The following is a 25,850-nucleotide window of genomic DNA, read 5'->3' on the forward strand; positions in this document are numbered from 1 at the left end:
ATGCGTCTGGCGCGGGCGAGATTCAGACCCGCCGGGCGAGCCTGTTTCGGTGTGCTTCGATTTCCGATCGCGCCTGCTCGATCAATTCCAGCTCGGTGGCTTCCAATACGTCTTCGGAAACACGCTTGAGGTGAGCTCGCATCGCCCGTCTGGCGCCGTCGGCGTCCTTGTTGCGCAGCGCTTCCACTATCAGGCGATGTTCATCAACACGAGGCGTCACACCTTCCCGGCGGGCTTTGTCGAACATATGCGCGCATAGCGGCGATTGTTCACGCACGTTCCAGAGCGTTTCCACGGTGTTCAGAACAAGGCTGTTTCCGGTCGCTTCAGCGATCAGCAAGTGAAATTCGCGGTCGGCATCCATGCGTTGTGCGTGACCGGCGCTGCCGGAGTCCATTTCATCCAGAATAAGGCCGAGCCTCTCCAGCGCGGGTGCGTCAATTGCGGTTGCGGCCAAGGCTGCCGCTTCACCCTCGAACAGAATGCGCGCCTCGATAAGCTCGAATGCGCCGACGTCCAGTTCTGGAGCGCTGCGCGGGCGACTGGCCTGCGGCATCACGAAAAGGCCCGAACCATGGCGAACCGAAACCAGCCCGCGAATTTCAAGGGCGATCATGGCTTCGCGGATAGTCGGACGGCTCACGCCAAATTCCTCCGCAAGATCGCGCTCCCCCGGAAGGCGAGTGCCCTCGGGATAGCGGCCGCTGCAGATTCCCTCCTCGATCGCGCCAGCAACGCGGTGATACAGCTTTTCGCCAATTGCCATGTGCATCCCATCGCACACTTAATGGCTTGACTCAATGTTCGGGTAAGAGTGGAAATGGTCTTATCAATAGGATGGACCAAAATTCGGGAGGGGGCTCATCCGGGCGCGGGAAGGTGCCGGCAATCACGCATTCGGATTTCACCGGCACTTTCCGGCTGGACCTATTTTACCTTGTACTTGGCGAAGACCGGCGTGTCGGTAGCAGTCGTGGACCGGACCGATAGCGGATACTTGTCTCCCACATCCATCAAGCCGATTTCGCGGCCTACTTCCGCGCCAATGACGACCTTCCCGTTCCAGCGGTCCATCAGGTCAGGGTCGTTGAACATGGCCCACGCGATGTGGCCGGTATATTCGGTCGATTCCAGCTTGCCTTCGAGATGGCTGAATTTGTCGGGCGCCGCCTCCATCATTTCGAGCAGGCGTTCCGTGGTGAGAGGCCCCATCCAGATCGACACGGCAGCGACATTTGCTCCGGCATCCGAAAAGTCGACGCCCATGTCATGCGCCATCTTGTCGACGCCGGCCTTCTGGGCGCCGTAGCACGGCCCGAAGCAATAGTGCGCGGCTCCGGGTGATGACGTGAACACGATCAGACCCTTTTCCTGCTTCACCATATGCGGCGCAGCATACCAACTTGCGACGAAACCGCTGCGAAGGCCGACATTCATCATTTCGGCAATTTCGAGGGGTTTTTCCCAGAATTGTCCAGGCGCGGAGATGGCATGGCTCTGATAGCAGGCATTGTTGACGAGAATGTCGAGCCGGCCCTGTTCGTCGATGATCCGTTCGATCAGCGCCTTCACTTCGGCGTCGTTTGCATGATCGCATTTTACGGCAATGCCCTTTCCTCCGGCCTCGGTCACTTCCTGGGCAGTCGCAAAGATCGTTCCGGGAACTTCGGCATCGCCGGGGTTAAGCGTCCGTCCGGTGACGTAGACCGTGCACCCGTGAGAGCCCAGGGCACGGGCAATGCCGCGACCTGCGCCCCGGCTCGCTCCCGTGACAAGTGCGATTTGCCCATTTTCAGTCATTCGTGATCTCCCGGTAACCGATGTGCCTTTGAAGTCGGCATCACTTGAATTGGACGTGCGTTTAGCCGCTGTGCTGGCGAGATTGGCCTTGTTTCAGTGGCAATCATGAGTTCGATTTTGGATATCTGTAAACCAAATGGTTGGTAATTTGATCAACCGCTGGCTGCAATAGGTCTGCTCGACGCCGACGCGATCAGCTGCACGCGCAAGTTATCAACTGCACTTGCAATGTCTACCAACCATTCGGTAACATTGCTGAATGACCATGTCGAATCGCCACCGCAACCGGGAAGACGCAGCCGCACGGCGTGCGCTTATCGTGGGTGAGGCCATTCGCATGATCGGTCAGGGTGGGCTGCGCGGTTTCACAATTCAGGGGCTCGCACGGCGATGTGGGCTGTCTAATGCCGGTCTGCTGTATTATTTCCAATCCAAGGACGATCTGCTGCTGGCTCTGATGGGCGAGATCGAGCAGGGCGAAGAAATAGCGATCGAACCGCTTCTCGCCGCGATAGAGCGATCATCGTCGAACGATGAACGCGCGTATGAGGAAGCCGTTCGGCTGCTTCGGGTGATGGCCGAGCGGTTGTCCGACGCCCCCCAGCTGACGCGCTTCATCACTATATTCCAGACCGACGCGATGAGTTCGGGGCATTCCGCTCATGGCTGGTTTATCGACCGCGCGAACGAAGCTGAAGACCTGTTCGCCAAGCTCTTCGCGCCGTGGGCTGCCATTCCCGAACTTTCGGCACGGCTTATCCTGGCATTGATGCAGGGGCTGACCCGCCGCTGGCTGGAGGACGGCAGGTTCGATCTTCCCGCTCAGTTCGAAATGGGTGTCCGCGCTTTGGTGCCGTTTGCACCGCAAAGATCGCCTTGATGACGCCGAGGTCAGGGGGAGATCCAGGGCCTCAGCTTTGAGTGCCAATACAGCCGGGCGGGAACATGCCGGCGCGATAATGGGAGAATTGGACAATGCGCATGGATGGCAAGCAGGAAGTCGCTGCCGAACGCCATGCCGTTTGGCAGGCATTGAACGATCCGGTAATCCTGGCGCAATGCATTCCCGGATGCCAGAGCCTGACGAGGGACGGCAGCGACGGCTTTGCAGCGGTGGCCGAAGTGAAGATCGGACCGATCGGCGCGCGTTTCAAAGGTGACGTTCGCCTGTCCGATCTCGAAGCGCCGAATGGGTATACGATCACGGGAACCGGCAACGGCGGCATTGCGGGATCCGCCAAGGGGGAGGCAAAAGTTCGTCTTGCAGACCTCGGCGGCGGACGCACGATGATAACCTACACCGTCGATGCGGAAGTGGGTGGCCGAATGGCCCAACTCGGCGGTCCGATCATCGATGCGACGGCGCGCAATCTGGCCGCAAAGTTCTTTTCCCGTTTCGAGGAAGTGCTGACGGGAGGCTCTGCCGATCATCGTATCGCGGAGCCCGCAGTAGGCGTTCACACAGGCCCTGCCGCACCGTCCGCTTCCGGTTCGGTACCAGGACCGATGCCTGGACTGGCTTCGCCATCCCGCGCGCCATGGGCGTGGGTCGCCGCACTCGTTTTGGCATTGACAGCCGGCTTTGTTCTGGGCGCCGCGCACCTGCAATTCGAGTTTATTGTCGCTCTGGCCATGCTGGTGGTCACGGCCGCAGCCGCCTTCGAGGCAGGTCGGCGAGGAGCGATGCGATGAAGCCCGCACCTTTTGACTACGTGCGCCCTGCCTCCATCGATGAGGCTTGCACGATCCTGTCAGAGGCAGGGGGAGGGGCAACGGTCATCGCTGGCGGCCAGACACTTGTACCGCTGCTGAATCTGCGGATGAGCCAGCCTTTTGTTCTGGTCGATATCGGCGCGATACCGGAGCTGCGGGGAGTCGACAGGGTGGTCGGCGGCATCCGCGTGGGACCGATGACACGACAGGCCGATGCGCTTGAGGATCAGCTCCTTGCGCAGCATCTTCCCGCATTTGTCCGTGCGCTCAGCCATGTCGGTCATCATCAGACCCGCAACCGCGGCACCATAGGAGGTTCGGTTGCCTTGGGTGAACCGGCGGCGGAAATGCCGGCTACGGCGGTGGCGCTTGGTGCGGAGATCGAGATCGCGTCTATCCGGGGCACTAGACGGGTGCCTGCGGAGGCGTTCTATCTTGGCCCTTACATGACCGTGCTGGAACCCGACGAACTGGTGACAGGGATTATTTATCCGGACTGGCCGCAAGGGCATCTGGTGGTGTTTCAGGAACTTGCCCAGCGACCCGGAGACTTCGCACTGGTTGGCATGGTTGGTGCCCTCGTGATCGAGGGTGGCCTCATCCAGCGGGTCGGACTTTCCTGGTTCGGTATGGGGCCCACGCCCATGAAGATGCGCCGCGTCGAGGCGGAACTGCAAGGCAAAGCGCCGGATGCGCTCGATCTGAAATCGCTTTCGCGGCTCGCTGTTTCCGATGCTGCTCCGTTCGATGACCATCATGCGAGCGCCGAATATCGGCGGACCGTGGGGGGCCGAATGTTTACGCGAAGCATCGGCGATGCCCTCGCGCTTGGAGAAGTGGCATGAGCGAATATCGCGTCGAAATGAAGGTTAATGGCCGCAGGGTCGCCGAAGCGGTGGAGGCGCGCACCTCGCTGGGGGATTTCCTGCGGCTGAAGCTTGGATACACCGGCGTGCACATGGGCTGCGAGCACGGCGTGTGCGGCGCCTGCACCATAATGGTGGACGGGCGCGCCGTGCGTTCCTGTTTGATGCTGGCTGTCCAGGCCGAAGGCAGTGAGGTCCTTACGGTCGAAGGTCTTGCAGATGCGCAGGATGCGCTTCATCCCGCGCAGGACGCCATGCGCAAGGCGCACGGCCTCCAATGCGGGTTCTGCACACCCGGAGTGGTCATGACTTTGGCCTCGCTATGTGCGGACAGGCGCTGCGACGAGCAGTCCATGGTCGCCGCGATGAGCGGGCACATCTGCCGGTGCACGGGCTACCAAGGCATTCGCAGGGCCATCACCATGCTTGCAGCGGAGGTCGGCTCGGCCGGTAGCGACACATGAGCGAACAGACACTTATTCCTTCGGCGGGATCGGGCGCGGCGCGCTGGATTGGCAAGCGGGTGGAACGCAAGGAAGATGCACGCCTGCTGACCGGGCGCGGGCAATATACCGACGATGTGGTGCTACCGGGCATGCTCCACGTTGCTTTCGCCCGCAGTACGATTGCGCACGGACGGATAACCAGGGTCGAGACGTCCGTGGCGGCTGAATTGCCGGGGGTGCACGCGATCTACACTGCGCGCGAACTCGCCGCGCAGCCGATCACCATGATGAGCTTCTTCTTTACCCCGTCCGAGGTGCCGATCACGCCCCTTGCCGGTGAGCTTGTCCAGTATGTCGGCGATCCCGTCGTCATGGTGATCGCTGAAACCCGCGCTATCGCGGAAGATGCGGTATCCCTGATCGAGATCGATTATGAGGAACTGAGCCCGGTCGTCACGATTGCCGATGCCATGGCTGCCGCGCCCATCCATCCCGGCACCGAAACGAACGTAGCGTCGGAAATCGGCGATGAGGAGCCCGAGGAGGATCTGGCTCAGGCACTTCAGGGTGCGCACTGCCTGCTGACGCAGGAGGTTGTCCATCAGCGCATTTCGCAGGCGCCGATGGAAAACCGCGCGATCCTTGCAACCAGGGAGGGCCCCGAAGAGCTGACGCTCTACATAACCTGCCAGAGCCCGCACAATATCGCCCGCTGGGTCAGCTTGGCACTGGGACTGCCGCAGACAGCGATCCGGGTCATCGCCAAGGATGTCGGCGGCTCGTTCGGCCTCAAGAACACGCCCTGGAAGGAAGAATGCGCGGTCATCTGCGCAGCGATGCTGTTCGGTCGTCCGCTCAAGTGGACGGAGGATCGCTATGAGGCGCTGACTGCCTCGAACCAGTGCCGGGAAGCACAGATGAGGCTGTCTGCGGCGCTTGATGCGAATGGCCGGCTTGTCGCCAGCCACGCCGTTTATGACTGCAACAATGGCGCCTATCCTCAGGGGGCGGACAACAACATTGCGGTCCACATGTTCCTGTGGGCGGCTTACAAGATGCCGGCCTATGCCTTCCTTTCGCGCGGCTGGTATACGAATACCAACGGTCTTGCCGCCTATCGCGGGCCGTGGGCCATGGAATCGCTGATCCGGGAGACCTTGCTGGACAAGGCTGCGCGCCGGCTCGGGATAGATCCCGTGGAAATCCGCAGACGCAATCTGGTCTACCTGAAGGACCAGCCTGCGGTTTCCTGCATGGGCATTCCGGTTGACGATATCACGCCCGGAGAATGCCTGGAAAAACTGGTCGCCCATTTCGACTTCGCGGCTTTCAGGAAAGAGCAGGCGCAGGCGCGCGAGCAGAGCCGCTATCTTGGCGTGGGCATCGCCGCCTATATCGAGCCGACCGGATCGGCCGGCAGCATGGTCACGATGACAGGCGAACTCGCTCAGGTTCGGATCGAGCCGACCGGGAGGGTCACGGCCATGATGTCTACGCATTCGCAGGGCCACGGCACCGCCACGACCATGGCACAGTGCATCGCGGACCGGCTTGGCGTGGCTTATGACGATGTCACGGTATTCGAAGGGGACAGTTCGCGAGGAGGCTTCGGACCCGGCGCGGCCGGGAGCCGGCAGGGCGTCATTGGCGGCGGCGCGGCGATCCGCGCGTCCGAAATGCTTGCGGACAAGGTTAGGGTCCTTGCTGCACACCTCTTCAATGCATCTCCCGAAAGCGTGTCGATCGAGGACGGCATCGTCCACATCGCCGGCGCTCCGGAAATGTCACGGCCGCTGGGAGAGATCGCCAACATCGCCTATGCGGAGCCGGACCGCTTGCCTCCCGGCTTCGAGGCCGGACTGGAGGCGCAATTCCGCTATCAGCCCCCTCCGATGACCCTGACGAGCGCCGCACATCTTTGCGTTGTCGAAGTCGATACCGACACGGGTTTCGTGAAAATTCTGCGCTGGATATCGTCCGAGGATTGCGGAACCGTGATCAATCCCGGCGTGGTCGAAGGGCAGATCTCGGGCGGGCTTGCTCAGGCGATCGGCATGGTTCTGCTTGAGGAAATGCCTTATGATGCCCGCGGCAATCCCACTGCCGCGACGTTCAAGGACTATCTCCTGCCGGCGATCAGCGATGTTCCGGTGTTCGAATTCATACACGCCAACACGCCGTCGAAGACGATCGGAGGCATGCGCGGCGTGGGTGAGGGCGGGGCCATCATCGGGCCGCCCACGCTGGTGAACGCGATTGCCGACGCTCTTTCCCCGTTCGGGGAGATCGAGAAGCTCGTGCTGCCGCTGACGCCCGCACGCATACTGGATATCGTCGAGCAGCGAGATGTCTCCGGATTTGGTGCGAGCCATTCCGAAATGGCCACTGCGCCTGTGGCCGATGCCGTGCAGGAGCCGGAGGCACCGCCCCCGATGCCCGAGAACAGCCAGGAGCAGTCCGCTGCCGAGGCGCGCAGCATCGACGGCGACTGGAACATGGTGCTCAAGACCCCGATGGGGCCCCAACCCATGGTCGTGACTTTTGCAACCGATGGCGCGGGCGGCGTTTCGGGAATGTTCAGCAGTGCTGAAGGCAGTCAGGCGTTCGATGGCGGAAGGCTGGATGCAGGACGGGTTCGCTTCGACCTCAAGGTCGAGAAGCCGATGAAGATCACGCTCAAGTACGATCTCCTGATTGAAGGCGATATCGTCTCGGGCAAATGCAAGATGGGAATGTTCGGCTCCGCAAAGGTGACCGGGCAGCGCGCCTGAAAAAGGCGGGAAGAGGAGAGATAGATGCCGCGATTTTCGCTAGACAGCCTGACCCTGACCGATACCGAGCCAACCGAACTCATCGAGGCAGCGGCGCAGGCCGGTTTCGGGACGATCAGCCTGTGGGTTCAGCCGCCGGCGCTCTACGCTTCGGCGGCTTGTACCGCTGATAAAGAGGCAGGCTGCGCCGAACGGTTGCAGGCCACCGGGATCGCGGTCGAGACGCTTGAGGTGTTCGACCTGCATTCCTTCGATGCGCTCGAAGCCTATCGACCGGCACTGGAACGCGGTGCCCGGCTGGGGGGCAAGACGGCGCTGGTTCTCAACTATTCTAATCCCGATCGCAGGCAATCCGCCGAACTTCTGGGCAAGTTTGCCGAGATTGCCGGCGAATACGGCATCGGCGCCAATCTGGAACCGGTGGCGGGCGGAAAGACCAGCTCCTTGCGGCAGGCCCGCGACCTTATCGTGGCTTCGGGCGCGGACGTCGGGATAACGCTCGATCCCTTCCACCTGATCCGCGCGGGCGGCTCGATTGCCGATATCGCCGAGATTCCGGCCGGGATGATACGCTATGTACAGCTATGCGATGGCCCCCTGATCGCTTCGAGCGACATCGCTGCGAGCGAGGCGATCGCACACCGCCTCTATCCCGGCGAAGGTGAATTTCCGCTTCTGGATATGCTGCGCGCCATACCTGCCGATGCGACCGTGGGCATCGAATGTCCGAGCCTTTCCCGCGTACGCGCGGGCAAGGCACCTGCCGAGCAGGCGCGTGAGGCGCTCCTGGCGGTGGAAAGTCTCTATACGCAGCTTGAACAGGCTGCTCGCGAATACGGGGAACCGAAATGACCGGCGAGACCGACGACGATCGCATTCGCGCTCGCGTGGAATTCCTGAATGCGCGCTATCGGGATCCCGCTGCCGGTGCGGCGCAATTGCTGTGCGACAGTCATGATCCATCAGCACTGGCTTATCGGATCATCGATGGCGATCTTGTGGGCAAGGATCTGACATATGGCGAACTGCGCCTGGAATCCGAAAAGCTTGCCAGTGCGTTCAGCACCCTCGGGATCCGGCCCGGGGACCGCGTCGCCACGCTTATGGGGAAGAGCCGGGAATATCTCGTCACTCTGATGGCGATCTGGCGGCTCGGGGCCGTCCATGTACCGCTTTTCACAGCGTTCGCGCCGTCCGCAATCGCGATGAGGCTGGAGGGAAGCCGTGCCGTCGCTGTCGTCTGCGATGCCGGCCAGCAGCACAAGCTCGCCCCCGGTGAGGACATGCCCGCAGATGCGACCTGGCACATCATATCCACCGGTCCGGGCGGCGGCGGCGTGCTGTCGTTCAGCAGACTGCTGGACGAGGGCGTTCCGGGATTCGAGGCAGTGCGGCTTGGCGGTGAAGCGCCGATCATCCACATCTATACATCGGGCACGACGGGTAAGCCGAAAGCGGTGATCGTGCCGCAGCGCGCACTTGCGGCGTTTCAGGCCTATGCGGAATTCGGACAGGGCGTTCGCGAGGACGACGTGTTCTGGTGCGCGGCCGATCCGGGCTGGGCCTATGGCCTCTATTTCGGGGTACTTGCCACCTTCACCACCGGAGTACGATCGATCCTTTACGCCGGCGGCTTTTCGCCGGAAGCGACAATGGCGATCCTTGAAAGGGAGCACGTCACCAACTTTGCTGCTGCGCCGACTGTCTATCGGGCGCTTTGCCAAGCGGACTTGGGGGAAGGGCGGTTGCTGCATCTTCGCTGCGCATCGAGTGCGGGCGAGCCGCTGACGCCCGACGTGAACGAATGGGCCGTCGACGCACTGGGTGTCGAAGTCCACGACCACTACGGGCAGACGGAGGCGGGAATGGTGATCAATAATCACCACCATCCGCTGGTACGGCGCCCGATCAAGGCCGGAGCGATGGGGCACGCCATGCCGGGGTGGTCCGCGACGATCCTCGCCGAAGAAAGCGATGAGCCTGTAGGCGTCGGGACAGTCGGCCGAGTGGCTCTGGTCGTGAAGGAAAGCCCGCTGCTCTGGTTCCACGGCTATGACGGCGATCCCGCCAAGACGGCCGAGAAGTTTACTGCCGATGGCCGTTATTACGTGACGGGGGACACCGGAAGCGTGGATGAGGAAGGCTACTTCCATTTCTCGGCGCGCGATGACGATGTTATCATCATGGCGGGGTACCGCATCGGACCGTTCGAAGTGGAATCGGCAATGATATCGCATCCTGCGGTTTCCGAAGCGGCAGTGATTGCCGTGCCGGATCAGGTTCGCGGCGAAGTGATGGAAGCCTATGTCGTTCTCGCTCCGGGCAAGCAGCCATCTGCTGAACTGGAGCGTGAAATCCAGCAATGGGTAAAGACACACTATGCCGCTCACGCTTTTCCGCGCCGGGTTCATTTCGCCGATGCGCTGCCGCGCACACCAAGCGGCAAAGTGCAGCGCTTCGTACTCAAGCAGCGCCGCAAGGAGGAGCTTGCAGAGATGAATGGGTCGAACGCGTGAACGGTTGGGACCTGGACATTCCGATGTCGGCCGAGGAAGCGGTCGTCGGGCGCAGATCCGTGCGCCAATTCCTTGCCGATGATGTCGATCCCGAGGTTGTCCGTACTATTCTGGCGGGTGCGTCCCGGGCAGCCTCGGGAACGAATATTCAGCCCTGGCTCGTCCATGTCGTGATCGGCGAGGCCCGGGACCGCCTTTCCGAAGCGGTCATCGCGGCTGCCGAAGCCGGAGAGCGCGAGCTTGAATATGCCTATCTGGCGCCTTCCATGGACGAGCCGTACCTCTCGCGGCGACGCAAGGTGGGATATGACCTCTTTTCCCTCTACGGGATTGCGCGGGACGATTATCCTGCACGGCAAGCCGCGGCCTTGCGCAATTTCCGCTTTTTCGGGGCGCCGGTGGGCTTGTTCTTTACGATGGAACGCAGTCACGGACTGGGCGCTTGGCTGGATAGCGGAATGTTCATGCAGAACGTCATGATCCTGGCCCGTGCGCACGGGCTGGAAACATGTCCGCAGCAGGCCTGGTGCGATTATGGGCCGGTAGTGCATCGCATCCTCGATATTCCGGACAATCAGATCCTGCTGTCCGGCATGGCGATGGGATACGAGGATCTCTCGGCCACGGTTAACCAGCTGATCACCGAGCGTGCAGGTCCAGAAGAATTCACGCGCTGGCATACAGCGTGAGTTCTGCGGAAATCCTGTTGAACAACCGAATGGTTGGTATATTGAAGTGACGGCCTGAATCGCTGCGCCAAATTAGCCGGAACAGGACGCAAAGGCTCCGCTTTCTGTCCGTGGCACAAGCTGGTGCAAGGCGAAGACAAGAAATGGATACGGGTGCGGGACAACGGGCGTCCGGCACCGGGGATGAAGCTGAAAGGAATTGCTCATGACTATTCTTCACAAACTCATGTTCGCCAGCGTCGCAGCGCTGTCCGTGCCGGTTACGCTCGCACCTGCGATCGCGGCCGAAGCACCTGCCACGCCGGCCTACTCGACGCAGACCGATCTCGGCACCCTGCTCGACAATCCGCAGACCAAGGCGGTTCTCGACAAGTACATTCATGACATGATCAGCAATCCGCAGATCGACATGGCGCGCTCGATGACGCTGCGTCAGCTTCAGTCTTATGCCGGCGACGCGCTTACGGATGAGAAGCTGAAGCAGATCGACGCCGATCTCGCCAAGATTCCTGCCGCCAAGTAACGGGCGGCACCGGTCCGGCGGGACCGGGCAGAAATGCGAAGGGGCGGCAGATTGCCGCCCCTTTTTTTGTGCGTCAGGCGATCGTTTCTTCACCGCGCAGTGTCGTGCGATGCAATATTCGCCCGGCCGAGGCTGGATAGGGATAGGACCGGTGCAGGAGCGCCGGATTGTTGAAGATGACCAGATCGCCCGCGCGCCACGTGTGGCGATAGGTAAACCGGTCCTGCGTGCACCATTCGAGCAATTCGTCCAGAAGCTGCCGGCTTTGCGATGCCTCCATTCCGACGACATGATCGGCCGTCGAACCGATCAGAAGCACGCTGTTCGCATCCTTCTGATGCCACACGAGCGGATGTTCACGCGGCGGGAACACTGCGTTCCACCGCGCGAAGTCCGCCGCCGTCGGTTCGGCATGGATCAGCCTGCCGACGGCGGCAAGGCAATGACTGACGCGCAGGCTCTCAAGCTGGTCGCGGCGATCCTGCGGAAGCGCCGCGTGGGCGGCGTGCAGGTTCGCAAAGCCGGTGTCTCCGCCTTCTGCGGGCGCACTCTCGCACTTGAGGAGCGTGGCCTTGCCCGGTGTGTCGTATGATGTGCCGTCCATATGCCACCAGTCATTGCCTTTGACATAGTCGAGCTGGTTGGCATCCATCTTGTCGAGCGCGATGCGGTAGATGCCTTTCCCGCTGGGCGCGGTACCATCATCGGTGACGTCGTTGGCGTGGAGCGAACCGAGCACACTGCTCAGATCGAGAAGATGCTGATCGGAGAAGTGTGCCTCCGGGAAAATAAGCACGTGGTAGCGGTCCAGAGCGTCGCGGATCGCCCGTGCAGCCTGCGGAGTGGATGCGCAGGCGGGTTCGATCCGAACCGAAGCGCCGGTCCCGCCGCCAAGCGGCGTTATCTCGATTGCCGATGTCATGGTCATTCCATCCCCTGCCAGCGATCAGTTGAGATAGCGTCCACCGTTCACGCTGAGCGTGTGGCCGGTGATGTAGTCGGCATCTTCCGAGGCCAGGAAGGCAACGGCGGCGGCGATGTTCTCGGGGCGTCCGGCCCGCCGCATCGGTGTCATCGGCGCATAGGCCTCGACGTCGACCGGAGATTCCTGAAGTCCTTCGGTATTGACGAAGCCCGGCGGCACCGCGTTGACCGTGATCCCGCGCGTCGCGAATTCCATTGCGAGGGCTTTCGTGAAGCCCAGAACACCGCCCTTGGTGGCCGCATAGTGAGCCTGATTGGGCGTTCCTGCCTGGGCAGACGACGATGCAATGTTGATGATACGCCCCCAGCCCTGCGCCAGCATGTCGGGAACGATTTCCTTCACGCACAGGAAAGGCCCCTTGAGATTGATCGCCATCAGGCGGTCCCAGGTTTCCTCATCGAGATCCTCGAATTTCGCGAAGGGCGAAAGCGCGGCATTGTTCACGAGAATCGAAATGGGACCCAGCGCTGCCCGGCTTTCGTTGGCCGCAGCGGCAATCTCGGTGGCAAGCGAGCTGTCAGCGGCCAGACCAATGGCCTTGCCACCTTGATCGATGATCATCTGGGCGGTTTCCTGCGCTCCGGCTCCATTCAGGTCCCAGACCGCCACTGCCACGCCGTCCTTCGCGAGGCGAAGCGCAATCGCACGACCCAAGCCGCGCGCACCGCCGGTCACTACCGCGGCCTTGCCTTCAAGCGACATATCCTATCTCCCATTTCACATGATTGTATACAATAAGTCATACAGGTGTTCAGCGCGATTGCAATTCTCATTGCGGCTTGCCGCAAAAATCCGCCCGTTCTAGGGTGAGGGTAGATAATTCTGGAGAGTGAAGAAATGGACGATGGATCCGATCTTGCCGGGGACCGCGTGGCGCGGATCATCGCCGAAAGGATTATGACCGGGGAACTGGCGGCCGGCGAACCGATCAAGCAAGACGAACTGGCAGTCGAACTTGGCACCAGCCGGATCCCCGTACGCGATGCGCTGCGGATTCTCGAAAAGCGGGGGATGGTTTCCCTGCGCGCGAATGCCAGCGCCAAAGTGATCAGCCGGACCGTGGAGGACATGGATGTCTCCTATCGTATACGAGAGGTTCTGGAGCCGATGCTGCTCGGCGAAAGCATTCCGAATCTGACGCGAGAGGTCATCGAACAGCTCCGGGTCCTGAAGGATCGTCTGGCTGGACCGCTGGACTACGAAGAATACCTGAACTTGACGCGGGATTTTCACATCCTGTGTTTCAGTGGACACAAGGCGCCGCTGCTTGCGCATGTCATCGAGTGGCTGTGGGACACGACTTACAGCTATCGCGCTGCTTTCGCGCGCATGTCGGTTGTCGATGAAGGGCGGCTGCGGGCCATGTGTGCCGAGCGGGAGTTGCTTTTCGATGCCATTCTTCAGCAGGATATCGATTTGGCACAGCGTATCTGGGCCATACAGGTCCGCCGCACCCACAAAGCCCTGCTTAGCTATGCCGAACAGCAGGATGTTTCCGGAAAAGCCGCCCCAGTGTCCGGCGCGGCCGGCTGATTCGCACGCCGCTACTCGGTTTCCAATTGGATACAAGATAATCGCCTGACCGCGATCTCTCGTTGCGGAAAGCGAGGCTCATTGACCATTGCCAAGCCTTCTGACAGAAATCTGTCCAATTGATCCATTGAGGTCAGACCAAAAACAGAGGATGCTCGCGTGACGATATTCGCAAAGGGTGCTTGCGCCATGTTGCCGGCTCTACTGTGCTGCGGCGCGATTGCGATCCCGGCACATGCCGAGGTCACGCGCAGCGCATCTGCCGAGAGTGGGCGCGAGGTGCTCGATCTTTCGAACGGGTGGCGGTTTCATCTCGGAGATCTCGACCGGTCTGCGGCGGTGCTGCCGGACTTTGCGGATACGGCATGGCAGACCGTGTCCGTACCTCATACCTGGAACCGCATCGGCGAATATGCGCTCGAACGAAGCCCGGCTGCGAACAATGTTCAGGGGGCAGGCTGGTACCGGCTCCATGTCGCGGCACCAAAGGCCGGGCCGCGCGATCGTCAGTATCTCGACTTTGCAGGCGTGGGGAAGATTGCCGATATCTGGGTGAACGGCACCCATGTCGGCCGGCATGAAGGCGCATTCGCGCGGTTCCGCATCGACGTGACATCCGTCTGGAAACCGGGACAGGATAATATCGTTGCCGTGCGCGCCGACAATTCGAGGCCGAGCGCCGATAACGAGAGCGGGCAAGTCATCCCCCTCTCCGGAGACTTTTTCGTCAATGGCGGCATTTACAGAGGCGTAAAGCTGGTAACGGCGCGCGATGCCGGGGTCGATCTGCTCGATTTCGGCGGGCCCGGTGTCTACGCACAAGCCAATGCAATCTCGCCCGAGCGCGCAGATATCGATGTGCTGGTTCGCTTTCGTAATCAGGGAACGGTCAAGCGCAGTCTGGCAGTGATCACGGTGATCCGGGACGCGCAAGGCAGGCCGGTTGCGAAGCAATCGCAGGCCCTCGAACTCAGTCCGGGGCAGGATTCCCGGCACGTGAACCTCTCGGTTGCCAAGCCGCATCTCTGGAACGGGGTCGCCGACCCGTATCTCTATACGGTGTCCGTCGAAACGCGCGAGCAGGGGGCAGCCGGAGAGACGGTTTCGGTTCCGCTTGGCGTGCGCAGCTTTCACTTCGATCCCAAGGCGGGGTTCTCCCTTAATGGGCAGCATGTGAAACTCCACGGCGTCTCGCGCCATCAGGACGTCATGGGCAAGGGCTGGGCTCTTTCGGACGAAGACCATGCGCGCGACATGGCGATGATCAGGGAACTGGGCGCCAATACCGTGCGTCAGGCCCATTATCAGCATGCCGATGCCTGGTCGGACGAAGCGGACAAGGCCGGAATGGTCGTGTGGGCGGAGCTTCCCTACGTCACCACGCCTTCGCTCTCGGGAGGCAAGGGCAGCGAACACCTCTGGGCCAATGCCGAACAGCAACTGCGCGAGCAGATCCGGCAGAACTTCAACCACCCCTCGATCATGATGTGGTCAGTGGGGAACGAGGTGGATTCGGCAAAAGGCTTCGGAGTTCAGGGCGAGCCGCCTCAGCCGCTCGCTCTGCTCAAGCATCTCAATGCAATCGCCAAGCAGGAGGACCCGGCGCGACCGACCACGTTCGCGGACTGCTGCGAGGGGCTGACGATGATCAAGACGGCAGGCGAAGGGCTGGCCGGGACCACCGACCTTATCGGCTACAACCGCTACTACGGCTGGTACATGCCCAATCAGACCGACGCGCGCAGGCAGTTCGGTGAGGCGCTGGACCGCTTGCATGGCGATCATCCGAGCCTGCCGCTGTCTGTCTCGGAATATGGCGCAGGCGGCGCGTTGACGCAGCATAGCGACAATGTGCGGGCCGGCTTCGTCAACATGGCGGGGCGGCCCCAGCCGGAGGAATTCGAGTCCTTCGTGCATGAGGAGACCTGGCCCGTCATCCGCGAGCGTGACTTCGTGTTCGCGAGCTGGATCTGGAACATGTTCGATTTTCCCAGCGACCTCCGGCAGGAGGGCGATGCGATCGATCTCAATACCAAGGGCCTCGTCAGCTTCGATCGCAAGACGCGCAAGGATGCATTCTACTATTACAAGGCGCAGTGGAATCCCGAACCGATGATGCATCTGACCGGCAAGCGATACGTGTCGCGCGCCTATCCGGTGATGGAGGTGAAGGCCTATTCCAATGCGACCAAGGCGCGCCTGACGATCAATGGGAAGGCAATCGGAGAGGTGCCCTGCACGGATCGGATCTGCGTATGGCCGGCGGTTGCGCTGGTCCCCGGCGCCAACCGGGCGGTGGTCGAAGGTGCGGTCAACGGCGTGGGTGTGAAGGACGAGATGGTCTGGACCGGGCCGGATCCGGTGCGGTCCGGCATCGCCATCGACGCGGGCGATCTGGCAGGGCGCACCGTGGCTGGCCGCCAGTTCGGCTCCGACGATTTCGTGACCGGCGGAACGCCGATGGTGCTCAACATGGAAGGGTTCGGGCGCAAGCTTGCCAACCCGTGTCGTGTGGATGGTCCTACGCCCGAGCTCTTTGATTTCTGGCGCGAGGGCGAAAGCTTTTCTTACGCGATTCCGGTGCCTGACGGCCAATGGAAGGTCACCGTACTGACCTTCCAGCCGTCTCCTGCCGCTCCTGCCAGCGCAACGATGACAGTATCGGCCAATGGCGCCGTGGTCGTTCCCGCGTTCAACATCGCCCAGTCGGCAGGCGGGGCGCTCAAGGCAAAGGCCTTGAGTTTTCCTGTCGAGGTGCACGGCGGCACGCTCAAGCTCGACTTTGCCGGCGCGGGCGGCAAGGCCGTCGTCGCCGCCATCATGCTGAATAAATGATCGAATTTCGATGCGGCGCTTCACCAGGCAGCGCTGCAAACAACAAATATCGAAGGGGAGAGAGAATGGACGATCGGAACACACGGTTTGATCGCCGCACGGCACTCACGGCTGCGGCCACTGCTCTGGCGGCAGGCACTGTCGGGCTGACGGCTCCAGCGGCCCTTGCCGCACCGGCAGTCCGCCGGTTTCCAAAAGGCTTTCGCTGGGGCGCCTCTACGGCGGGCTACCAGATCGAAGGCAACAGCGTGAATGCCGACCTCTGGGTGATGGAGCATGTGAAGCCCCAGACATTCGCCGAACTGTCGGGAGATGCGGACGACAGCTACCACCGTTGGCGCGAAGATATTGCGGTGATGAAGGCGATCGGGCTCAACGCCTACCGCTTTTCGATCGAGTGGTCGCGGATCGAACCGGAACGCGGCGAGTTTTCGCAGGCCCAGCTCGATTACTACCGCCGCTTCATCGCGGCCTTGCGCGAGGCCGGGATCGAGCCCGTGGTCACTTTCTACCACGTGGCCGCACCGCGTTGGTTCGCTGCCGCCGGGGGCTGGCTCAATCCGGAATCGCCCGATCTTTTCGCACGCTACTGCGACCGCGCGGCGCGGCAACTGGCTGCAGAGATCGGCGTTGCCTGCACGATCAACGAACCGCAAGTCGGCCTGACCTACCGGATCATGCCGCAGTCCCAGGCCTATTTCGGAAAGCTGGATGAAGCGCAGCAGGTGGCGCATGCAGCCGCTGCGCGGGCCATGGGCAGCGATCGGTTCGTGACCATGAACCACCCGGACATCAAGGGAATGACGCCGCAGCTCATGGCCGCGCATGAGAAAGGCTTTGCCGCCATCAAGGCCGCGCGCGGAGACCTGCCGACAGGCGTTACCCTGAACCTGGTCGATTTCCAGCCGGCCAATGAGGGCTCGCCCTATGGCGAACTGCGCAAGGCGGCCTATGGCCCCTGGCTGGAAGTTGCCGCGCGGGCAGGCGATTTCATCGGCGTGCAGACGTACAGGCAGGTCCGCATACCGGGCGCCGGTGCGAAACTGCCGGATTTCCCCGACATGCCCTATGTGGACCGCGCTCATCTGGAAGAACTGATCAAGCAGCCCGAAGCGCTGCGCAATACGGTCGAGTATGTCCACAAGGAAACGGGCAAGCCGATCTTCGTGACGGAAAACGGCCTCGAAACGCCCGACGACCGCCGCCGGGAATGGTATATTCCGCAAGTCCTCAAGCAACTGCATGACGCGATCGATGCGGGTGTGCCTGTCATGGGCTACATGCACTGGTCGCTCATCGACAATTTCGAGTGGCTGCAAGGCTTCAAGCCGCAATTCGGGCTGGCGAGCGTCGATCGCAAGACCTTCGCGCGCAAGCTGAAGCCGAGCGCAGCAGTTTACCGGCAGATTATCCGCGCGAACGCGGTCTGAGGGGGGCATATGCATCGGCGTGAATTCATGGGCGGCGCGGCTGCGCTCGGCGCCATGTCGCTTGCGGGCAGGGCGGCAGGGGCCGAACTGTCCGACCGTGTTCCGATTTTGATCGAAACGCGCGAGGCGACCGGCGACCTCAAGCACGTCTGGTCCGAATGTGCCGGATCGGACCGCGCGGCAATCACGATGCGCGAAAGCTGGCGCGGCGATCTCGATCGATGGGTCGGTGACTGCGGCCTCAAGAGAGTGCGGTTTCACGGCATATTCGCGGACGAGATGGGGGTCTTCGCGCCTTCCATTCTCAATCGCGGCAAGCCCAGCCCCAACTTCCGCAACGTGTTCGAAGTCTACGACGGACTGGTGGCGCGCGGTGTCGATCCCTTTGTCGAAGTCGGTTTCATGCCCGGCGCGCTCGCTTCGGGAAAATCGACATTCGGGTTTTACGAGGCGAACATCACTCCGCCCAAATCCATGGAGGATTGGGCCGCTTTCATCCGCACTTTCGTCGGCGCGCTTGCCGACCGCTACGGCATCGCCAAAGTTCGCGGATGGAATTTCGAGGTCTGGAACGAGCCGAACTTGCCGTTCTTCTGGAGCGGCAAGCAGCAGGACTATTTCGATCTCTACAAGGCAACGGCGGTGGCGATCAAATCGATCGATCCGGCGATTGCGGTGGGCGGCCCCGCGACTTCGGGCGGCAAATGGGTCGACGATTTCGCTCGATTCTGCGCCCAGAGCAATGCGCCCGTCGATTTCATTTCCACGCATGCCTATGCCGGGGGAAATCAGGAAGATCTCTACGGCAAGGATGCCCGGTTCTCGGTGAACCAGGTGATCCCCGATACCGTGCGCAAGGTGCATGGGCAGGTACAGGCGTCGGCCTGCGCGGGCAAGCCCATCTGGCTTAGCGAGTGGTCTTCGGACAGTCCGGCCATGATCGCCGAAGTCGTGACGCAGTGCCTGCCGATGCTGCGTGGCATGTCGCATTGGGTGCTTTCCGGCACCTATGAGGAACTGGGCGTCCCCGACTACTTGCTCAAAGAGGGAGACATGGGCTGGGCGACGATGGTGCAGGGCATCGCCCGCCCGAGCTTCAACACGTACCGGCTGCTGCATCGTCTGGGCACGCGGCGGCTCAAGGCGGACGGGCCCGCACTGGCCTCTCGGCGGGATGAGGGCGGCGTATCCGCGCTCGTCTGGAATCTGGCGGAAGCCTTGCAGCCGGCCGGTATTCCGGGTGCCACGTCCGAACGGAAAGTCACCGGGTCTCCGAAGCGGTTCGACGTGCGGTTTGCCGGAGCGTGGGAGGGGCAGAAAGTAAAGGTGAGCTTCGTCGATCAGGAGCGCGGATCGCCGATGCCGGCATGGCGCGCGATGGGATCGCCCCGCCTGCCGACGCCTGCGCAGATCGATACCTTGCGCAAGGAATCCTCGATCGCCGCGCCGGTGACGCTGCGGCTGGACCGCAATGCCTCGGTCTCGGTGGACTTGCCGCCCGAAGGTGTGGCGTTGCTTGAACTGGTCTGAAGAAAAAAGGGGGGGAGGCTCATGCGCGCGAAAAATCTGCGGACGTTGAGTTCTGTGTTGGCTCTGGCGCTGGCCTGCCCAACCGGGGCAGTGGCGGCTCCTGCGCGGAGCGACGATGCTGACGTCAAGAGTGCGGAGGCTCGGGCCGAAAACACGCTTCGGCAGATGTCGGCCGAGGAGAAGACCGTCCTGACGCACGGGCAGATGGCGGTCCCGATCATGGGGCCGATGAAACTGCCCGCCGATGCCGTCATCGGCGCGGGCTACGTCCACGGCATTCCGCGCCTTGGCGTACCTTCGCTGCGCGAAACCGATGCAAGTCTCGGCGTCGCCTGGCTCATGGGTCTTCGCAAGGACGGCGCGACGGCACTTCCCTCCGGTATGGCCATGGGATCGACGTGGGATCCCGATCTGATCCATGCCGGCGGCGCCATGATTGGCGCAGAGGCGAAGGCCAAGGGCTTCAATGTGATGCTGGCCGGAGGCACGAACCTGATCCGGGACCCGCGCAACGGGCGCACGTTCGAATATCTGTCCGAAGATCCGCTGCTTTCCGGTGTCCTGGCGGGCAATGCGATTGCCGGTATCCAATCGAACGGGATTATCTCGACGATCAAGCACTTCGCGGTCAACGATCAGGAAAGCGGCCGCTATTTTCTCGATGCGCGGATATCCGAAAGCGCCGCGCGGGAGAGCGATCTCCTCGCTTTCCAGATCGGTCTTGAAATCGGACGTCCCGGCGCGGTGATGTGCGCCTACAACAAGGTGAATGGCGCCTACGCTTGCGAGAATGACTGGCTTCTCCAGAAAGTGCTTAAGCAGGACTGGGGCTACAAGGGCTTCGTCATGTCGGATTGGGGCGCTGTTCATGGGGTGGAAGCCGCCATTCACGGCCTCGACCAGCAGTCGGGTCAGGAAATGGACCCGAAGGTGTTCTTCAGCGACACTCTGGCAGGCAAGGCTGCGTCCGACCCGCAATACGCGCGGCGGCTGGACGATATGAACAAGCGGATCCTGACGAGCATCTATGCTCACGGGCTCGACAAGCCGGGTGAGCCTGCAAAGGCAGTCGATGCCGCTGCCAACCTCGCCGTCTCGCGCCGGATTGCCGAGCAGGGCATCGTCTTGCTGCGCAATGTCGGCGGCGTTTTGCCGCTTGCCGGGTCGGCGAAATCCATTGCCGTCATCGGCGGCTTTGCGGATACCGGGGTACTGTCGGGCGCAGGTTCGAGCCAGGTCAACGGCGAGAAGGGGCCGGCGCTGACGGTGCCGATCGGCGGATCGGGGCCATTCGCGGCCATGATTTCGCAGCAGTACCAGCCCGGCGCGCCTTTCGACGCGATCAAGCGGCGAGCGGCAGGCGCGGAGGTTCGCTTTCGCGACAGCCGATACATTTCGCGCGCGGTTGAGCTTGCCCGGCACTCGGATATCGCCATCGTGTTCGCGACGCAGTGGATGACCGAGGGCATCGACGCGCCGGACCTCGGCCTTCCCGACGGGCAGGACGCCCTGATCGAGGCCGTTGCCGCAGCCAATCCGCGTACGATCGTGGTGCTTGAAACGGGCGGCCCCGTCCTGATGCCCTGGCTTGGCAAGACAGCCGCCGTTGTCGAGGCCTGGTATCCGGGCGCGGCGGGCGCCGAGGCGATTGCCTCAGTCTTGTTCGGCGAAACCAATCCCTCGGGCCGCCTGTCGGTCACTTTCCCTGCCGCCACCGCACAACTCCCTCGCCCTCATCTCGACGGCGTGGAATTGAGCGGCGACATTTCACCCGGTAACATTCCTGCGAACACCAGGCTCAATGTGAACTACGACATCGAAGGCGCGGACGTCGGCTATCGATGGAATGCCCTCAAGCAACAGCGGGCACTTTTTCCGTTCGGCTTCGGGCTGAGTTACACGGCGTTTCAGGCCGGCAAGCTCCAGATCCAGGGCAACCGCGCGACAATGCTTGTCACCAATACGGGGCAACGCAGCGGCGCCACGGTCGTCCAGCTCTATCTGGTTGGCCGAGCCGGGCGGAAGGTGCAGCGGTTGGTCGGATTCCAGCGTGTCGCGCTTGAGCCCGGCGAGTCTCGTAGTGTCAGCATGACTATCGACAATCGCCTGCTGGCGGATTGGGCCGACGGAAAATGGACTATCCCGGCGGGCGACTATGATTTCGCCTTGGGCGAGAACGCGGAAGCGCTTGGTCCATCGGTGCGTTCCAATTGGAAAGGGCGCGTCTGGGCGCAGTGAGGCGTAGGCCATTTCGAGCGGCTTTTCTCGCCTTAAAAGTGGTAAGGCCTGTTATTGGATACCAAACGCTGTGGCGATGATCTGGCCTCGACGGGAAAAGACGAAGAGATCGATGGCACCCTTTGCCGATAAAAATCGCTAAAACGCGTGGTTTTATGGATATTTTAGATTTTTGGTCGTTGGCCTGCCCCCAATCCTGGAGGTGGGCCAACTGCCTCTCTGACTCAGATTGTATGCAATCTTGTGCCATGCTGCTTGCCAAGGAAGAAGGCGGGTGCAATAGGGGAATCAAGATTGGTCAGGCAATCAACAGCGCCCATTTGGTTGGAGGCGCCTTAAAAAATAGGGGAGGTATTACATGCGCCTTTGCAAGAAGGTGGCGTTCATCGGTGTGAGCGCTCTGTCGATTTCTGTTCCAGCAATGGCGCAGCAAGCTCCATCCCAAGATGCCGAAGAAGCGTCGAGTGTCATCATCGTCGAAGCGCGTCGCCGGGATGAAAGCATTCAGGACGTGCCGATGGCGGTCAATGCTGTCACGTCCGAGCAGATCCAGAAGCTCAACATGCGCGACTTCAACGAAGTGCAGAACCTGGTTCCGGGCCTTCAGTTCTTCAGCAATTCCAACGGCGTTGCCGCAGGCGGCCAGATGCGCGGGATCCAGTACGATCCCAACGCCGGCGTCTCGGCTTCGGTCGCCTTTTACCAGAACGATGCCCCGCAGGAGGGCAGCCTGGTCCTGCAGACCATGTATGACGTGAGTCAGGTGGAAGTCTTGCGCGGACCGCAGGGAACCTTGCGTGGACAGGCGACCCCGTCAGGTTCGATTGTCGTCAACACGAAGCGACCCGATCTTTACAATGTCGGAGGCTACATGTCGACGACGGCCAACACTATTGGCGGCCAGAACGTCAATGGTGCACTCAATCTACCACTGCTGTCCGGGCTGGCTGCGGTGCGTGTCGCGGGCGTCTATTCGGCGGGCGAGGGTAACCGTGTCACGTCGATCCAGAACGATGGCGATCGCCGAGATCCCTATACCCATACGGCAAGCGGGCGCATCAGTCTTCTTGTCGAGCCGACCGATTTCCTGCGGCTTTACGGCGTGGCGCAGACGATGTCGCGCAAGGCGCGCGAATTCGATCAATTTGCGTCCTACTCGCTGTTCGATCCCAGCGCCGAGCAAAGCGATCCGGTCATCACGCCGGGCGACCGGCTTTCGATCCTGTCCAATCCCCGCAATGTCGATCAGACGTTCAACAGCTATAACTGGCGCGCGGAACTCCGCCTTGCCGGTCAGTTGCTGGTCTATCAGGGTCAGAAGTACGATCTTGACGTCCAGTCGGTGACGAACTCAGACAGCGCCAATATCCTTTCGGGAAAGAACTGGTTCCAGACCACGCATACCCACGCCGACACGTGGACGCATGAAATCCGTCTTCAGAACGAATCCTTGGTCGCGGGAATGTTCGACTACGTAGCGGGCTATTTCCACACGCTGCAGAAAGCCGACACGAACGTAATTTCGCAGACCCCGGTATTTCTTCCTGCGAGTCTTGGTGGTGGACTGGCCACGATCGCCGAAACACCTATCGGCCTGAATGGCGGCCACGTGACCGAGGAATCGTTCTTCGCGAACCTGACGGCACATATTGGCGACAGTACGGAGCTTTCCGGCGGTCTGCGCCACATCAAACACCGGGATCCGGGCGTGCCGATGGTGATCGCGGGCAACGCTCTCCCGACGTCGCCGGTTAACGACGACGGCATGATCTATATTGCTTCGCTCAAGCACCGCTTCAGTCCCGCCGTCATGGCCTATGCAAGCTTCGGTACCTCAAGGCGTCCCGGTGCGTTTTCGATCGGTGATTTCAGCGTCGTGAAGTCCGATCTTCAGAACTCATTCCAGAACTTGAAGACCGAAACATCGCAGTCCTACGAAGCGGGTATCAAGACCACGCTGTTCGGCGGCCGTGGTACGGCAAACCTCTCCGTGTATCACCAGAAGTTCAACAACTATCCCTATCGTTCCCAGAGCGGCGTCTATTACGTGAATTACATGGCCACGGTGGGTGCCGGCGGAGCCGTGACGGTGACGCCGTCAGTGGGCATCTTCAATTTCGTCGCCTCGGTGCCGGTCGAAGTCAACGGCGTCGAAGCGGATGCCTCCTTTGAGATCACGCCGAACTGGAGCGTTTCGGCCACGGCAAGTTACGCGCTGGGCAAGATCAAGAACGGGCTCATTCCCTGCAACGACCTCAATGGCGACGGCATTCCCGACGATCTGAGCGCGCCGCCCTCGCTTGCGGCCCTTCAGGCCGCGGTCGGGGCCAATAATGTGGCCGGTTGCAAGGTGACGCAGCGTTCCTCGTTCCAGTCGCCGTTCTCCGCAACCGTTCAGACCGAGTATCATCAGGATATATCGTCCTCGCTCGAAGGTTTCGGGCGGGCCATGTTCAACTTCAACGGATCGGCGCAGGGCGATCCCCAGTTCGCTTTTGATCAGGTCGGTTCCTATGGCCTGCTCAATCTGTTCCTTGGCATTCGCGATCCCAAGGGCGCCTGGGAAGTCTCGGCCTTTGCCAAGAACCTGTTTGGTGTCGACAAGGCGACGATCATTAACCGCGCGGCCACGTCGAACTACCAGCAATTGGTGCTGCCCACCTTCAAGACGGTGGGGATGACGGCCACCAGCCCCTACACGATCATCAATACGACCCCCAATCGCGAGTTCGGACTGACATTCCGTTACGCGTTCGGATCGAGGTGATCCCGGCGTCAATTGCCCGGGTCTGAATGGAAAAGAACCCCCGCCAGATTGTGGCGGGGGTTCTTTTCATGTCGTGAAGGCTGGAAGCGCCCGTCCTTGGCGCCGGCGTTGGAGGCCTATGCTGGCGGCAGCCCCAAACCATCGCGAAGGGCGGCCATCATGTGGCTTTCGTAGCGCTGGACGAGTTTCGCCTGACGGACCAGCGTGAAGCCATGAAAAGCGCCGGGAGCAATGGCAAGTTCCACTTGCACGCCGGCGGCCGCGAGGCGCCGTGCGTATTCGAGATTTTCCTCATAAAACAGGTCGATAGTACCGACTCCTATGAAAGCGGGAGGCAGACCTTCAAGGTTTGCGGTGCGAGCGGGTACAGCCCCGGCTGGAACTTGCGGCGATCCCGCAGGGATGCCCAGAAAGCTACTCCAGCCGAACCTGTTGCTTTGCGGGGTCCACATCAGCGCGCCCTGCTGGGGAGGCCGGTGCACGGTGCTTCCCGTCCGATCATCAAGCATCGGGTAGATCAGGCATTGGTAGGCCAGCGGAACTTCTTTCCGGTCGCGCGCGGCAATCGCAAGCATCGCGGCCAGACCGCCACCTGCGCTTTCGCCCTTTACCGCGATGCGCGCAGGATCGACGCCAAGCGCGCCCACGTTCGCATGGAGCCATTTCAGGCCGGCATAGCAATCTTCCAGCGGGCCGGGGAATGCGGTCTCGGGCGCAAGACGGTAGTCCACCGTGACAATTACGCAGTCGAGATCGCGGGCGAGATCCTGTAGGTCGGCCAGGCCGCTTGCGGCAGTCCCAAGGATGTAGCCGCCGCCGTGAATGTGCAGGATCGCAGGGCGGGCCTGCGCTTTCGGCCCAGCGTTGACGATATAGATACGCACATCGGGATCGCCTGGTTTTCCGGGAATCCGCTTCTCGGCGATAGAAACCCCGGTGCTGGGCGCGCGCTCAAGCGGGGAACGGCTGGATCGGGCGGCAATCACGGCTTCCTTGGTGGTGACCGAGCCGCGCATCATCGGCAATGCCGATGCAATCATTGGCCTGAGCTCGGGGTTCACGAAGGGAAGAGGGTCGAAATCCGCAGGCGGGCTCGATATGCCGGCGCCGGCAGCGGCCGCTTGCGCAAAGGCATGTGGTGCCAAGGCGGCGCCGATAGCCGCCGTGCTTACAAGACTTGCGCATTGCCTGCGCGAGATTCCTTCATT

General features: G+C 61.6%; 20 protein-coding genes. 15 read left to right on the forward strand and 5 right to left on the reverse strand.

Annotation, left to right across the window (positions count from 1 at the left end):
• Positions 1-22 precede the first annotated feature (22 nt).
• Both EDF56_RS07470 and EDF56_RS07475 read right to left on the reverse strand, forming a co-directional pair.
• Positions 23-766: a FadR/GntR family transcriptional regulator gene (locus tag EDF56_RS07470; protein WP_132386106.1), complete on the reverse strand. Its 744-nt coding sequence runs from the start codon at positions 764-766 to the stop codon at positions 23-25.
• Positions 767-927: 161 nt separating this feature from the next.
• On the reverse strand, positions 928-1,800 hold the full coding sequence (locus EDF56_RS07475) for an SDR family NAD(P)-dependent oxidoreductase (protein WP_132386107.1): 873 nt from the start codon (positions 1,798-1,800) through the stop codon (positions 928-930).
• 259 nt (positions 1,801-2,059) lie between these two features.
• On the opposite strand from EDF56_RS07475, the gene EDF56_RS07480 reads away from it, so the two are divergent.
• The 9 genes from EDF56_RS07480 (at position 2,060) to EDF56_RS07520 (ending at position 11,324) form a co-directional block, all read left to right on the forward strand.
• Positions 2,060-2,680, forward strand: coding sequence for a TetR/AcrR family transcriptional regulator (locus tag EDF56_RS07480; protein ID WP_132386108.1), 621 nt, complete (start codon positions 2,060-2,062; stop codon positions 2,678-2,680).
• Between the two features lie 101 nt (positions 2,681-2,781).
• Positions 2,782-3,492, forward strand: coding sequence for a carbon monoxide dehydrogenase subunit G (locus EDF56_RS07485; RefSeq protein WP_243652448.1), 711 nt, complete (start codon positions 2,782-2,784; stop codon positions 3,490-3,492).
• A complete protein-coding gene (locus tag EDF56_RS07490) occupies positions 3,489-4,358 on the forward strand; it encodes a xanthine dehydrogenase family protein subunit M (RefSeq protein ID WP_132386110.1) in 870 nt (289 codons plus the stop codon). Before EDF56_RS07485 ends, EDF56_RS07490 begins: the two co-directional genes overlap by 4 nt.
• The gene (locus EDF56_RS07495; protein WP_132386111.1) at positions 4,355-4,843 is read left to right on the forward strand and encodes a (2Fe-2S)-binding protein; all 489 of its coding nucleotides are present in this window, start codon (positions 4,355-4,357) and stop codon (positions 4,841-4,843) included. Before EDF56_RS07490 ends, EDF56_RS07495 begins: the two co-directional genes overlap by 4 nt.
• Positions 4,840-7,596: a xanthine dehydrogenase family protein molybdopterin-binding subunit gene (locus EDF56_RS07500; protein WP_132386112.1), complete on the forward strand. Its 2,757-nt coding sequence runs from the start codon at positions 4,840-4,842 to the stop codon at positions 7,594-7,596. The genes EDF56_RS07495 and EDF56_RS07500 overlap by 4 nt, the downstream gene beginning before the upstream one ends.
• A gap of 24 nt (positions 7,597-7,620) precedes the next feature.
• Entirely contained in the window at positions 7,621-8,448 is an 828-nt protein-coding gene (locus tag EDF56_RS07505; protein WP_132386113.1) for a TIM barrel protein, read from the forward strand.
• Positions 8,445-10,112 (forward strand): AMP-binding protein, encoded by a 1,668-nt coding sequence (locus tag EDF56_RS07510; RefSeq protein WP_132386114.1) that lies wholly within the window; start codon positions 8,445-8,447, stop codon positions 10,110-10,112. The genes EDF56_RS07505 and EDF56_RS07510 overlap by 4 nt, the downstream gene beginning before the upstream one ends.
• Before the next feature lie 23 nt (positions 10,113-10,135).
• Complete coding sequence (locus EDF56_RS07515; RefSeq protein WP_132386115.1) at positions 10,136-10,801, forward strand: nitroreductase; 666 nt, start codon at positions 10,136-10,138, stop codon at positions 10,799-10,801.
• Between the two features lie 205 nt (positions 10,802-11,006).
• On the forward strand, positions 11,007-11,324 hold the full coding sequence (locus EDF56_RS07520; protein WP_132386116.1) for a hypothetical protein: 318 nt from the start codon (positions 11,007-11,009) through the stop codon (positions 11,322-11,324).
• A 73-nt stretch (positions 11,325-11,397) separates the two neighbouring features.
• Here the strand turns inward: EDF56_RS07520 and EDF56_RS07525 are convergent, their stop codons facing one another.
• Both EDF56_RS07525 and EDF56_RS07530 read right to left on the reverse strand, forming a co-directional pair.
• The gene (locus EDF56_RS07525; RefSeq protein WP_165912129.1) at positions 11,398-12,246 is read right to left on the reverse strand and encodes a TauD/TfdA family dioxygenase; all 849 of its coding nucleotides are present in this window, start codon (positions 12,244-12,246) and stop codon (positions 11,398-11,400) included.
• Between the two features lie 24 nt (positions 12,247-12,270).
• Positions 12,271-13,011 (reverse strand): SDR family NAD(P)-dependent oxidoreductase, encoded by a 741-nt coding sequence (locus EDF56_RS07530; protein ID WP_132386118.1) that lies wholly within the window; start codon positions 13,009-13,011, stop codon positions 12,271-12,273.
• A 135-nt stretch (positions 13,012-13,146) separates the two neighbouring features.
• On the opposite strand from EDF56_RS07530, the gene EDF56_RS07535 reads away from it, so the two are divergent.
• The 6 genes from EDF56_RS07535 (at position 13,147) to EDF56_RS07560 (ending at position 24,642) form a co-directional block, all read left to right on the forward strand.
• A complete protein-coding gene (locus EDF56_RS07535; RefSeq protein ID WP_132386119.1) occupies positions 13,147-13,842 on the forward strand; it encodes a GntR family transcriptional regulator in 696 nt (231 codons plus the stop codon).
• A gap of 159 nt (positions 13,843-14,001) precedes the next feature.
• Entirely contained in the window at positions 14,002-16,677 is a 2,676-nt protein-coding gene (locus EDF56_RS07540) for a glycoside hydrolase family 2 TIM barrel-domain containing protein (RefSeq protein ID WP_243652449.1), read from the forward strand.
• 65 nt (positions 16,678-16,742) lie between these two features.
• A complete protein-coding gene (locus EDF56_RS07545; RefSeq protein WP_132386120.1) occupies positions 16,743-18,107 on the forward strand; it encodes a family 1 glycosylhydrolase in 1,365 nt (454 codons plus the stop codon).
• 9 nt (positions 18,108-18,116) lie between these two features.
• Positions 18,117-19,637 carry a glycosyl hydrolase gene (locus EDF56_RS07550; RefSeq protein WP_132386121.1) on the forward strand — a complete coding sequence of 507 codons (1,521 nt, stop codon included), beginning with the start codon at positions 18,117-18,119 and terminating at the stop codon, positions 19,635-19,637.
• 21 nt (positions 19,638-19,658) lie between these two features.
• Entirely contained in the window at positions 19,659-21,875 is a 2,217-nt protein-coding gene (locus EDF56_RS07555) for a glycoside hydrolase family 3 C-terminal domain-containing protein (RefSeq protein WP_132386122.1), read from the forward strand.
• Positions 21,876-22,296: 421 nt separating this feature from the next.
• Complete coding sequence (locus tag EDF56_RS07560; RefSeq protein WP_243652450.1) at positions 22,297-24,642, forward strand: TonB-dependent receptor; 2,346 nt, start codon at positions 22,297-22,299, stop codon at positions 24,640-24,642.
• Between the two features lie 116 nt (positions 24,643-24,758).
• Here the strand turns inward: EDF56_RS07560 and EDF56_RS07565 are convergent, their stop codons facing one another.
• Positions 24,759-25,661 carry an alpha/beta hydrolase gene (locus EDF56_RS07565; RefSeq protein WP_243652486.1) on the reverse strand — a complete coding sequence of 301 codons (903 nt, stop codon included), beginning with the start codon at positions 25,659-25,661 and terminating at the stop codon, positions 24,759-24,761.
• Between the last annotated feature and the right edge of the window lie 189 nt (positions 25,662-25,850).

The organism is Novosphingobium sp. PhB165 (assembly GCF_004341845.1).
In the GTDB taxonomy this organism is placed as follows: domain Bacteria; phylum Pseudomonadota; class Alphaproteobacteria; order Sphingomonadales; family Sphingomonadaceae; genus Novosphingobium.